Source organism: Peribacillus huizhouensis (assembly GCF_014138605.1).
Classification (GTDB): domain Bacteria; phylum Bacillota; class Bacilli; order Bacillales; family DSM-1321; genus Peribacillus; species Peribacillus huizhouensis.
This window is the reverse complement of the sequence record NZ_JACJHX010000010.1, coordinates 1-12,893: the sequence shown is the minus strand read 5'-3', so window position 1 is coordinate 12,893 and position 12,893 is coordinate 1. Positions and strand designations below refer to the sequence as shown.

The 12,893-nt window shown below is 38.9% G+C and carries 8 protein-coding genes and 1 pseudogene; 6 read left to right on the top strand and 3 right to left on the bottom strand.

The window, feature by feature from the left end:
• Positions 1-45: 45 nt before the first annotated feature.
• Positions 46-2,070, top strand: a complete 2,025-nt coding sequence (locus HNP81_RS15045) for an S-layer homology domain-containing protein (RefSeq protein WP_182503169.1) — start codon at positions 46-48, stop codon at positions 2,068-2,070.
• 317 nt (positions 2,071-2,387) lie between these two features.
• Here HNP81_RS15045 and murJ read toward each other — a convergent pair whose 3' ends face one another.
• From murJ to csaB, 3 genes are all read right to left on the bottom strand, one after another.
• Complete coding sequence (gene murJ, locus HNP81_RS15040) at positions 2,388-3,911, bottom strand: murein biosynthesis integral membrane protein MurJ (protein ID WP_182503168.1); 1,524 nt, start codon at positions 3,909-3,911, stop codon at positions 2,388-2,390.
• 201 nt (positions 3,912-4,112) lie between these two features.
• Positions 4,113-5,282: a glycosyltransferase family 4 protein gene (locus HNP81_RS15035; RefSeq protein ID WP_028393481.1), complete on the bottom strand. Its 1,170-nt coding sequence runs from the start codon at positions 5,280-5,282 to the stop codon at positions 4,113-4,115.
• Positions 5,283-5,300: 18 nt separating this feature from the next.
• On the bottom strand, positions 5,301-6,407 hold the full coding sequence (gene csaB, locus HNP81_RS15030; RefSeq protein ID WP_182503167.1) for a polysaccharide pyruvyl transferase CsaB: 1,107 nt from the start codon (positions 6,405-6,407) through the stop codon (positions 5,301-5,303).
• A 393-nt stretch (positions 6,408-6,800) separates the two neighbouring features.
• Here csaB and HNP81_RS15025 point away from each other — a divergent pair, with 393 nt between their 5' ends.
• From HNP81_RS15025 to HNP81_RS15005, 5 genes and pseudogenes are all read left to right on the top strand, one after another.
• Positions 6,801-8,096 (top strand): nucleotide sugar dehydrogenase, encoded by a 1,296-nt coding sequence (locus HNP81_RS15025; RefSeq protein ID WP_028393483.1) that lies wholly within the window; start codon positions 6,801-6,803, stop codon positions 8,094-8,096.
• A 14-nt stretch (positions 8,097-8,110) separates the two neighbouring features.
• Complete coding sequence (locus HNP81_RS15020) at positions 8,111-8,824, top strand: WecB/TagA/CpsF family glycosyltransferase (RefSeq protein ID WP_028393484.1); 714 nt, start codon at positions 8,111-8,113, stop codon at positions 8,822-8,824.
• 99 nt (positions 8,825-8,923) lie between these two features.
• Positions 8,924-10,045 carry a glycosyltransferase gene (locus tag HNP81_RS15015; protein WP_182503166.1) on the top strand — a complete coding sequence of 374 codons (1,122 nt, stop codon included), beginning with the start codon at positions 8,924-8,926 and terminating at the stop codon, positions 10,043-10,045.
• A gap of 200 nt (positions 10,046-10,245) precedes the next feature.
• Positions 10,246-11,634, top strand: coding sequence for an O-antigen ligase family protein (locus HNP81_RS15010; RefSeq protein WP_182503165.1), 1,389 nt, complete (start codon positions 10,246-10,248; stop codon positions 11,632-11,634).
• A gap of 214 nt (positions 11,635-11,848) precedes the next feature.
• Positions 11,849-12,803: pseudogene (locus HNP81_RS15005) on the top strand (IS3 family transposase); the annotation flags it as partial.
• Positions 12,804-12,893 lie beyond the last annotated feature (90 nt).

Genomic DNA, 12,893 nt, shown 5'->3' with positions numbered 1-12,893 from the left:
ATTAATGTAAGTTGCGAAAAAATAATGTAAGAAAGGAAGTTTAGTATGAAGAAAGTAATGGGGATCCTTCTAAGTCTTTTGCTAGTCGTTTCATTCCTACCGATCAACCAAGCAAAAGCAGCAGACGATCTAACCAATCACTCATTAGAATTCGAAATGCGAGAAATGATTAAACAAGGTGTTCTTTATGGTTACAAGAATGGAAAATATGCACCAAATGAAGATGTTTCGAGAGCGCAGTTTGCAGCTTTCATCTCTCGTGCACTTAAGCTCACTGGAGGAACGACCCAGTTTTCAGATGTTCCTGCGAATGCCCCTTTGGCAAGTGAGATCAATGCTGCAGTAGAAGCTGGTATTATCACAGGCTATCAAAACGGGAAATTTGGCCCAAATGACACAATCACAAGAGAACAAGCAGCCAATATGATTGATAAGTCGCTTTCATTTCTAAAGGTTCCACGTGAAAAAGGATCGCTGAATTTTACTGATGCAGATCTAATTACAAGCTCTATCTCACGAGCAGCCATTGCGAGTATGGTTTCACAAAATATTATTTTAGGAATTCCTAACTATACAAACGGCAAGCCAAACGGCAGTTTCCGCTTTGATCCAAAAGGGACAACAACCCGTGCCCAAGCCGCTGCATTTATTTACAGAATGTTAACAGCTGCTGAAAACTATGAAAACGAGACTGATCCGGAACCATCACCTGATCAAGACTCTTTCAAAATTGCTACCATTGATGCAAAAGGATCCATTACAGAAGGAACGAAGAATTATAGTACGCTAGATGAAGCGGATCGTGCCATTACGAATAATGCTAACCAGGTTATCACGTATAATGGCAAAATTGTAAAAATGACGAATGGAATCGTGGTTGCCAGTCCTTCTGTTGAACAAAACACGACAATCATTTACGAGTCCAACCTAAAAACAATTATTATGCCTGTAGATGCAGGAGCTAACGGATCGCCTCCAACTGAGTTGGAATACGTGACTTCAGATGAAAGCAAAATCACAGTCAAAGTAGCGGGAAGAACAGGATATGTAAAACATAATAATGCTTACCTTTTACCAAGTCAAATGGTGGGGGATAACCGCTCCTACTATTCTGTAAACGCAAATCGTGAACTAGTACACTACATTTATGATAATAATAAGAAATCATATGTGTCTTACGCAACAGGTGTTGCTCCATCTTTCTTAAAAGCAGGTGTGAAATATATTAGTTGGGATGGTAATACATTCAAAACAACATCTGGTACAGTAGTTGGAACAGCTTATCAATATTTTAATATGCTTTCTGTAAGAGCTGAGACCAAATATACGGCAACAGAGCTTGATGCCTTTATCACACAAAGATTAGCAGAGCTTGAAGCTTTATATGTTAGTGATCCCAAAAAATATGTTAACTTCAAAGATGCAACTAAAATTAGCAAGCTGATCGGAATCGGTTCGCAATTGAAGGAAATTGAAAAAACGTATCATATAAATGCACTTCTCATATTGGGCATGGCAATACATGAAAGTAACTATGGTTTAAGTCCTCATGCGCAAAATTTAAATAATTTATTCGGAATTAGAGTATTTGATAGTAATCCATTGGACGGGGAAAAATACGCATCGGTGTACGACAGCATGTTAAGTCTCGTGACTAATTACTTAAACAAAAACTATGTACCAATTCCTGAAAACGGAAATATCTTATATCATAACGGTGCTTCACCAGGTAACAAATTCCGTGGAATTAACGTCAGATACGCATCTGACCCATATTGGGGCCAAAAAGTAGCTGGACATATGTACCGCATAGATCAAGCGCTTGGGGGAAAAGACTTTATCAACAACCCAACTCCATACACAATCGGCCTAACTACACAATGGGTAAACGTTCGTGAAGGTGCTGGAACTTCATTTGCAATGCAATTCAAATATCCGAGTGAAGGCTATCCATTGATTATCGTTGGAACAGTGAATACGAACTGGTACAAAGTTTTATCAGATAGCAATAATACAGAGTTTAGCTATTTACACACAGACTATGTGAATAAAGTAAATATCGCGAAGTAAAAGAAAGAGGCCGACACGGATGTTGTCGACCTCTTTTTGGGTTGTAGAAATGACAGGAATCTGGTTTCTTGCAATAGTTCAGGTTTGGATTAATTATTTAATATATGGATTAATTCTCTGAATTTCGGATTAATTATTGACAAGTTTGGATCAATTAAACTAGATTTCCGATAAATTATTTACAAATTGACTCATCAACATCGAATCCATCTCCATTATACATGCCTATTACCACGTATAAAGACCCCAAACCCACTCTTATCCACCAAAAAAAGCTCAACTCGCAATCTAATACACGAGTTGAACACGAATTTAAATTAAACGCCAGCCTTTTTCCTCTTCAATAAGTTCAATAACCTGTTAAAGCCTTGGCGGTAGAATACAAACAGTGAACAAGTATATAGGATTACACCAATTGGAACGAGTAATGTAAGCTGGAATAAGGAGTACCAGTTATGAATCGGTGTGTACTCTTTTAGTAGCCAAATTGGAGCCACCATGATAACCGTTGGTGGAATAATTCGTAATGTTAGTCCAACGAGTCGTCGCAATTCTGATTTCGGAAAATCTTTATAGACGACAATGGATGAAACAACTAGATAATAAATAGAAACGAGTGAGCTTGTGATCGCGAGTCCAACATAGCCATAACGGTCTACAATTAATAAGTTTAATACGAAATTGATAACAATTGTTGTGACACTAATTCGGAAGATGATAGCTGTTTTCCCTTGGGCATACATGGATTTTGATGTGATGAATTGAAGCCCTTGGGTGACGATCATCGGCAAGTAACAGACGAGAGCTAAATACGTTTTTTGCGTGTCATCGGCTGTGAATTTTCCGCCTTCATAGATGAAGGAAATAGCCGCATCACCGACAACGAGTAATCCTGCAGCAATTGGCATTAATGTGACAAGTGAAATCTCCATCCCCATGAAAACGGTTTGTTGAAATTTTTTAATATTGTCAACTTGTTCGGACAACAGTGTGAAAATGATTGCTGCAATCGTTGTTGCATAAATCGCATTCGGAATGCTGACTAAGAGTGACGAGTAGTTTAGATAGGTAACGGACCCATCACCTGTACCGAATGCAAATGATCTATTGACCTGTAAATTGATTTGACCAACAACAGAATTCAACAATGAAGGGATAATTAAGATTAGGAATGCTTTTCGGAATTCAACATCCACTTTTAAAGTGGGAGACCATGAAAATCCACTTTTAACTAAATAATAAAATTGAACGAAAATCCCAAGGATAATTCCGACGATAAAACCATATGCCAAACTGTAAATTCCCCATTGTTCTGAGAAGAAGATGGCGAAAACAGCCCCTGTTAAAGTGGCTAGGATTTTTGAAATTTGTGCTGGTACAAAGATTCGACGTCCTTGCAAATAGGATTCAAGTATTCCGTTTAAAGCAATGAAACTGATGAAAATAAAGAACAGTTGCGAAAGTTTAATCGTCATAATTTCAGCATCTGGATTCATGTTTGGGAAAATCAGAGGAATAAAATAAGGAGCCAACCAGAACGCAAATGCTGAAATCAATAGGAAAATTAGGACGGTCGTGTTCATGATGCCGTTGGCTGCTTTTTCCGCCAATTGTGATTCTGTCTTTTTATGCTTCACATAGAGTGGCAGGAAGACATTATTAAATCCGCCTGAAATCATCGCCAAAACAAGCGTGATGAATCCAAATGCGGCAAAATAAGCATCCGTATCAACGGATGCACCGAACTGTCGGGAAATAATACTTTCCCGCAGAAATCCGGATAGCTTCAAGAAAATTGCAAGTAAAGTGAGCCACACAGCTGTTTTTTTGAGTGTAGACATTATGAAACCCCTTTTTATAGCAAGAATGATAAGAAAAAGTAAGGCAGTACTAGCCGCCTTACTTCAGTATCTCACTTTTAACGGAATGAATCATATCTTGATTACTAAATTTTGCAATAAAGATGGGAAACACCCCGCAAAAGCCTATTTTGTGCACCAAGCGATTAGTGATAAATATTGCTAACTAATCGCTGTCGGATTTTATTTCAATGCACTTTCATAGATTTCTAAATATTTTTTAGCCGCGGCAATATGTGAGTAGTCCTGTTCAATCTTTGCGCGGGCTTTATCTGCCATCTCTTGCCCCTTTTCAGGATTTTGCAATAGATAAGCAGTTGCTTCAGCAAGCTCTTCCACATTTTTTTCTTCTACTAATATACCGTCTTCGCCGTTAATGACGATTTCCTTCAAGCCACCGACAGCACAAGCTACAAGTGGAGAACCAGAGCCCATTGCTTCCAACGCGGAAATAGAAGTGGCTTCCTCCACACCTGCTGAATGGACACTTGGTACGAGCACGACATCAGACAAAGCATAATAATCTTTCACTGTATCGTGGGACACTGCCCCAAGCAACGTTACATGTTCTTCAAGCTTATGCTCAGCGACAATTTCTTTAATATTGGCTAACGCCTCTCCACTGCCTGCATAAATAAGTTGAGCATTTGGCACACTCTTTAATATTTGTGGTAGTGCAAGTGCTGGATAGATGACGCCGTTTTTCTTCGTCAATCTTCTCGGGACAAAAATTACCGGAGCCTCAACATCGACATTATAAGTCTTACGCAATTCAGCCTTCTTTGTTTTGTTCGGCTCGAAGCCATGGATATCAATAAAATTACTGACTGCTGTACCTTGAACACCTGACAAGTCCTTCACATAATCACGAAGACGTTGATCAACCGTAATAATTTTTCTTGTACCTTGATACGCTTGGACCTCGATATCCTGCATAATTTTTGCTTCGGTACTGCCTTCGTCCATAGAGCCTTTACTAACAGATTCAAATGTCATATAACCATGTACCGTTGAAACGGTTGGAATGCCGCTTTCCAAGGCTGCGAGTGTGGTGAAAGGATCTTGGGCATTAATAATGTCATACTGCTTGTCTTTATTTTTTTCAATCAATGCTTTTAGGAATCTTTGACGCATCTTATGGCTCCAGATAATGCCTTTTCCTCTTTTTAATTTATTTAAAAGAAAGCTTGGACCTTGAGCTAATAACTTTCTTGATATGGGTGATACATCAGAAAACGACAATACATCCACTTCGTGGCCAAGTGCCTCAAGACCTGCTTGGAGGGTTGCAACATGTGTAGATAGTCCTCCTGCATGAGGGTAATCATAGGCGGTAGCAATTAAAATTTTCATGAATAGACTCCTCTAACGTTAGACTTGGAATTTTTCTTTCAGTAATTCAATATTGCGTAATGCTTCTGAGCGCATAGCTTGAGCATTAGTTGTAACAACCTCGCTGTAGTGAGCACGCTCATCTAATAGCTTCAAGGCGTTCGCTGTTAATTGCGGAACATCAATTTCATGTAAATCAGCGGAGTAGTCCCACATCCCGCTTCGCTTTAATAAGCTTTCTACCTTTTTATCATAGCTGAAGCCGATATGTGGAATACCCATCAAAGTGGAGAAAATCAAGGCATGAAGTCTCATCCCGATAGTCATGTCACACTCTCCGATAAAATTTAAATACTGATTAGGCGTGAAGTCTGTTCCGAGCATTAAGGTTCGATCTGCCGACTTCATATGAGCCATTACTTGCTCGCTCGCCTTTTTATCATGATGACCTTCCATCGGAACGAAAACAGGAGTCACTCCTCGCTCTTCAATTAATGTATCAAGAATGGTAGCCATCTGCTCGAATTGTTTCACATGCTCGAACCAAGGGCGAACAGAAACAGCTACTAATTTCTCATTACCTTTTAAAGGAAGAGACTGTATGCAGCGATTGTCTTCTTTCTTTTTAAATGCAAACACAATATCTGAAGTTACAACGGTTTCTGGTTTCTTAATCCCTAAATTCTCTAAGTAATCCTTAGAGTACTGGTCACGAACAGTAATGAAGTCAGCAAGATTGGACAGTTTCATTAATATCTTGCCCCAGCGGGAAGTAACGGGACCAATTCCTTGGGAAAAAAACATGACTTTCGTCCCGCATAGTTTTGCTAGCAAAACTATTAGTAAATAATAAGGAAGCGGACCAAAAAGGAATTTAGTCGGATAAGCATCTTGAAGCAAACCGCCACCGCCTGAAATTAATAAATCAGCGTCCTTAAGCGCTCTCACTTTTTCTTTAAATTGATGGCGCCAGCCTCGATATACGCTCTTCACCTGGAAAGTATTAGCCGTTTGCTCGGGTGAAAGTGAAAAAACGGTAAGTTCTGGATGGTCCAAGCCTTCACGTAAGTTATCTATAATCGATTCAAGAATGGCTTCGTCACCAGTGTTGCCGAGACCATAGAAGCCTGAAATAACAATCTTCAAAAAGTTTTCCTCCTCTGTAGAGAATTACAGTAGTATGTAAAGAAGCTGGTTAATAGGAAACATCTTTCCAGTTAATCACCCATGTATTTTACCATTCATGCGCACACCTATCAATCTTATTAATGCAACTGCTCTGCACTTCTGATATACTATTTTAGAAATTAAAAGAAGTTTAACTTTATTCAGCAGAAGTTCCCTACTTCTATAGTTAAGGGATGAATGCAAAAAGAGTAAACCATTCAGTGGGTGTACAAACCCCGGCTGAATAAAGCCGCAGGCCTATGCCACAATTTTTCAGAGGAAATTTTTCGAGCAAGCTCGAAAAAAATCGGGCGCAAATACGCCAAGGCGCATTTGATCATGAATTACTAAAATAAGTGAGGTCCTTGTCACATGGAAAAAATTTGTGTTATCGGATTAGGATATATTGGTTTACCAACTGCATCCGTATTTGCCAAGGCAGGATATGAAGTAGTTGGAATTGATGTAAATGAAAAAGTTGTAGATTCTTTAAATAAAGGGAAAATACACATAGAAGAAGTTGGGCTTCCAGAATTAGTGGAAGAAGTAGTGTCGAAAGGAAAGCTTAGGGCTTCTGTGACAGCAGAGAAAGCTGATGTTTTCATCATCGCGGTGCCAACACCGATTCACGATGACTATTCTGCGAATGTCGACTATGTGATTGATGCAACAAAGGGAATCGTGCCGTTTTTGGAGAAGGGGAGCGTCGTAATCGTCGAATCCACAATTCCGCCGCGGACGATTGATGATGTAGTGGCACCTATTATAAAAGAAGCCGGATTTGATCCGTTTAACGATGTATATCTTGCGCATTGTCCAGAACGTGTCCTTCCTGGAAGAATATTAATTGAATTAATCGAGAACACTCGTATTGTCGGAGGTCTTACACCAAAAGCAGCGAAGAAAGCAGCGGATGTATACCGTGCTGTCGTTACAGGAGATGTAATCGAAACAGAAGCTGTTACAGCAGAAATGTCTAAGCTAATGGAGAATACTTTCCGTGATGTAAACATCGCATTAGCCAATGAGCTTGCGAAGATTTCTGCACGCCTTGGGGTTAATGCACATCACGTAATTGAACTTGCAAATCGCCATCCACGCGTAAACATTCACTTGCCAGGACCTGGTGTTGGTGGTCACTGTTTAGCAGTTGACCCTTATTTCATTATTGAAAAGGCAAAAGAAGAGTCACCGCTAATTACAGAAAGCAGACGTATCAATAACTCAATGCCAGACTTTGTAGTGGAACAAATCGACAGAATGACTGCTGAATTGGACAAGCCTGCCCTTGCTATATGCGGCTTAACTTATAAAGGCAACATCGATGATATTCGTGAAAGTCCAGCTCTTGAAATTGCTGAAAAATTACGGAGAGATTCAAGATATGATGTACGAATTCATGATCCGCACGTGAGAGATGAACAAGTGTCATTCCCACTCGCTTCTTTTAAAGAAGCAACAAAAGATGCTCATTTACTTGTCATTCTCGTGGACCATAATGAATTTAAATCAGTGGATGAAAAGCTATTACTAGACAATATGAAAACACCAGTGATTTTCGATACGAGAAATTGCTTGAAAACTGCAGATGACACAAACTTAACAGTTTACCGTATTGGTGACTTAACGAAATTATCAGCGATTCAGGAAGAGCCTGTATCTGAATAATAAGGAAGATGAACATGAAAAAAGAAACATACTTCGGTGTTGATGTTTCACCATTAAACTACGAAGAAATTATTGTTGATCTACAAAAGAGAATGGAGCGGAATGAAAAGTCGACGATCATAGCCGTAAATCCAGAAAAAGTGATCAAAGCAGAGGAGAATGAAGAACTAAAACAGTTGATTAATTCATCTACGTACCAAATTCCGGATGGAATAGGTATCCTGCTTGCCTCTAAATTAAAAGGAGGTAGCATCTCTTCTCGGGTGACAGGTGTTGATATGATGGATCGACTCCTTCAGTTTGCAGCACAATCCGGATACAAGGTGTTCTTGTACGGAGCAAAAGAAGAAGTTGTCGTTAAGGCGAAGCAGAATATTGAAGCTAAATATCCGAATATTAACATATCCGGCTATGAAAATGGCTATGTCCAAGACGTAAACCTCGTCCTTGATAAAATCAATCAGGCGCAAGCGGATTTATTATTCGTCGCCATGGGAAGCCCAAAGCAGGAGCTCTGGATTAAAGAAAATATGAATAAGACAAATGTTCGAGTCTTTCAAGGTGTCGGAGGCAGTTTTGACGTGTTTGCTGGCCAAGTGAAACGTGCTCCGTTATTTTTTAGGAAATTTGGTATCGAATGGCTTTACCGATTGCTAAAGGAACCGAAGCGTCTAAAACGCCAGCTCGCCTTGCCGAAGTTCTTGATGAGAGTGTTGTTCTCTAAATAAGCACAAATGACCCTTTGGTGCAAAACGTACCAGAGGGGTTTTCTTGGGTTATGAACCGTTTCTTGCTAATAGAATGGAAGCCGTATCGGAGGTTTTTAAATGAAAGTTTTGCATGTAATCAGCGGTGGAGAAACTGGTGGTTCCCGTAAGCACGTCAATACATTGCTTAAGAAATTTCCAACAGAGCAAGTCTGTCTGCTTGTTTTTCAGGAAGGGATCTTAGCAGAAGAAGCGAGACAAGCGGGCATCCGTGTTGAATTAATGAAACAGAGCTCACGCTATGACCTCTCTGTATTAAAGAAGTTGACAGGCTTCATTAACGAGGAAGAATTTGATATCGTCCATTCACACGGCCCAAGAGCTAACCTGTTTCTTTCACTCATCAAAAAGAACATGAAAGCAGCATGGGTGACAACGATACATAGTGATCCAAAGCTTGATTTCATGAAGGGTGGCGTCAAAGGTTTTCTTTTTACAAAGTTGAACTTGTCTACGCTTAAAAAGATTGATTATTTTTTCGCAGTTTCCGATCGTTTTAAAGCAAACTTAATGGCGCTCGGAATTAGTGGCGATAAGATTCAATCGATCTACAATGGGATAGATTTCATCGAGCCACTAAAGAGAGATACAGAAATGCGGCATAGCTTTAACTTGAAAAATGATGATTTAGTTCTCACAATGGTTGCCCGCCTTCATCCGATTAAAGGGCATGATCTGGTATTACATGCACTGAATAAGCTAAATAACCTGAAGATCCACCTTTTATTAGTGGGAGATGGTCCAATTAAAACGGAGATTGAACGTATGGTTCATGACCTAGGTTTGGACAAGCAAGTTCACTTCCTAGGCTTCAGGAAAGATGTAGACGAAATTTATAGTATATCGGACGTTGCGTTGCTTGCATCGCATAGTGAAAGTTTTCCACTCGCCTTATTAGAAGCGGCTAATCAAAAAACTCCAGTCCTTACAACTGATGTTGGTGGGGTAAGGCAGCTTGTGACAGATGAGCGATACGGTTGGGTGACGGATGTAAATGATGTAGAAGCGTATTGTGGAGCGATGCAGGAAGCTTATCAGCTACATATAGATAACAAACTACAAGAACGTGGTTTGAATCTATATGAGCATGCGAAAGCAAATTTTTCACTCGACCTATTATATGAATTAACGTGTAAAACCTATGAAAGTATATTGGATAAACAAATGTTCACGATAAAGTAAAATGCAAGAAATATGCTTGGAAATTGAATGATTTCTATTGTTATTTACACCATCATCATGTAATGTTTAATAGGATATTTTGTTCCATATTTAATTGAAAAAAGGTTACTCAGCGTTGGGGATCACTTAATGTTAGTAAATTGGTGGAGTTAAGCATTTGCCTAAAGTGGCCCATTGCGAGTAAATGAGGGGAGACGAAGATGAATCAGAAGAACAGCCTGACGTATATTCTTGTGTTATTACACTTATTTCTAGTACCGCTCGTATATTTTAAAACAGATGTTGGGCCTTTGCCTTTATCCATAGAGATTATCTTAATTCCGTTATTGGTCATCATAGCGTTCTGGGAATATATGAAAGGAACCATTAAACTAAATAATGTTCCAGTTAAACCATTTGTTATTACCTTTGCCTTGTTTTTACTAGCATCACTTATATCATTAGTAAAGGCACAATCGCTCACACCGGCGATTATGGAAATTGCACGATTTATATCATATGTGTTCTTATTCTTAATTGTCGTGAAGGTTGATTTCTCAAAGAAGCAATACATCAACTTCGCAAAAGTGTTTGCCTTAGCAGCACTTATTGTTGGTGTCTACGGGATTTTAACGTATGTATTTAACTTCAAGCTAAACGTAGCTGGGTTATATGCCTTAAAAGAGGCGAAGGGACGGGTCTATTCAACGATCACCAATCCGAACTATTACTCAGCTTTCCTTAATTTCGTTATACCATCTTTATTGCTATTTGCAGTGGTCTATTTTAAGAATAAAAAAATACAGTTATTCTTCTTTGCATTCTATGGCATATACGTTGTCAACCTAATTTTAACGTACACAAGAGCTGCTTGGGTAACAATGGCGTGTGCACTCGTGTTGGTTATTATCATTATGCCGAAGAAATTCATTAAGAATATTTTTAAGCCGCATCTTTTAATAGCATCGATTGTTCTCTTTGCCGTTGTCATGTTCTTGCCAGATTTCCAATCAAGAACAAACTCAGCGATCTATGCGATCCAAACACTTGTATTCCCATCATCGCCAAACGTGTTACCTGGCGGCGATGATATTGATATAGCAGGCGATGAGCCATCTGATGAAGTGGATCTAGTAAAGAAAGAAGAAGAAGCAACAACAAACCGCGCAGTCGTTTCACGAACGACGCTTTGGAAAACCGGTTGGGTTATGTTTAAAGACAATCCAATCATCGGTGTCGGTACAGGGAACTACTTAGTCCGGTATAAGGAATACGTCACAAAATATCCAGATTTGAATATTGGACATGATGAATATTCCGTTCATAATTCATATTTGAAGGTCATGGCTGAATCAGGAACGATCGGTATCCTAGCCTTCCTGAGCATATACGTGACATACTTCTTATACCTTGCTCGTTTGTATTTTAAACAAAATTTACTTGGACAGGTTGTGGCACTCGGCATATTCGCGGGAAGTGCGACATTCATGGTACAGAACCTTTCCAACAACCTAATCTTTATTCCGCAGCTTAATATTATTTTCTGGATAATTGCAGGACTTACACTTGCATTCTTATATAAGAACAGTGAAAAGAGCAGCGATTATTGATGATAGAAAGTGACTCCAGAGTGAACTGCACCCCAATTGTTAGACACAACAACTAACAATTGGGGTGTATTTTTATGGGGAAATTTTCATTTGAAGATAAACTAAAGGTTTTAGAAATTATCTAAACGGGTAAGAATCCTATAGCGACATAGGTAAACGAATAGGCATAGACCATAAATCTATCGGGACGTACTTAATTAAATGAATGAAGTAGGGGCGTCCATTGGTGAAAAAAGTACGTAAGGAGAAACAAGCAGTAGAAGGTTTACAAGAAGCACTTCTAGAGGAAATTGAACGTTTAAAAATGGAGAATGCCTATTTAAAAAAGTGGAATGCTTTAGTTCAAAACAAGGAAAAATCACCAAACAAGACGAAGCACAAGTAGTCTATGAACTAAGGCGTGAATTTTCGGTGAAAGAAGTAGTGAAGCTAGCAGGAATTCCGGGAAGTACATATTATTATTGGGTGAAGCAGTATGGAAAGCCTGATCCAGATACGGAACTAAAAAAACTAATTCAATCCATCTATAACGAACATGAAGGTCGTTATGGCAATCGCCGTATTCGTGATGAATTAGAAAATAGTGGACAAAAAGTCAATCACAAAAAAGTTCAACGAATCATGAAAGAACTAGGATTAAAATCTCTTGTTCGTACGAAGAAATATCGTTTGAATAAAGGAAAGACTGGCAAGATTGCGCCAAACATTTTAGATCGTTAATTTAAAGCAGAAAAGCCAAATCAGAAGTGAGTAACAGACATTACAGAGATTAAATTATTCAGGGGGAAACGCTATTTAACGCCTGTTTTAGATTTATTAAACGGTGAAATCATTACCTATACAATCGGATCTAGACCCCACCTATTCCCTTGTTACAGAGATGTTAGAAAAAGCGTTTGAATGCTTATCTGAAGAGGACGAGCTTCTAATGCATTCCGAACAGGGCTGGCACTATCAAATGAAACAGTATCTTAAAAGAGCGAGGTATTACACAAAGCATGTCTCCTAAGGGCAACTGTTACAATAATTCCGTTATGGAGATTTTCTTTGGCATTATGAAATCAGAGTTTCTAAATTTCGAAGAGTTTGAAGGTTTGGAACATTTCAAACTAGAACTGGAGAAATACATAAAGTATTATAACAATCAACGAATTAAGGCAAAATTAAAACATACTAAGCTTAGTAGTACAAACCAAGACAATGGTTTGTACTACTATTTTTTTATAGTAGAAGTGAAGAAAAGGTCGATCATGCCTTGG

Excerpts from the sequence above, each read along its gene's own strand:
- HNP81_RS15010 (WP_182503165.1), top strand. The coding sequence starts at position 10,246 with ATGAATCAGAAGAACAGCCTGACGTATATTCTTGTGTTATTACACTTA.
- HNP81_RS15020 (WP_028393484.1), top strand. The coding sequence starts at position 8,111 with ATGAAAAAAGAAACATACTTCGGTGTTGATGTTTCACCATTAAACTAC.
- HNP81_RS15035 (WP_028393481.1), bottom strand. The coding sequence starts at position 5,282 with ATGAAAATTTTAATTGCTACCGCCTATGATTACCCTCATGCAGGAGGA.
- HNP81_RS15045 (WP_182503169.1), top strand. The coding sequence starts at position 46 with ATGAAGAAAGTAATGGGGATCCTTCTAAGTCTTTTGCTAGTCGTTTCA.
- murJ (WP_182503168.1), bottom strand. The coding sequence starts at position 3,911 with ATGTCTACACTCAAAAAAACAGCTGTGTGGCTCACTTTACTTGCAATT.
- HNP81_RS15015 (WP_182503166.1), top strand. The coding sequence starts at position 8,924 with ATGAAAGTTTTGCATGTAATCAGCGGTGGAGAAACTGGTGGTTCCCGT.
- HNP81_RS15025 (WP_028393483.1), top strand. The coding sequence starts at position 6,801 with ATGGAAAAAATTTGTGTTATCGGATTAGGATATATTGGTTTACCAACT.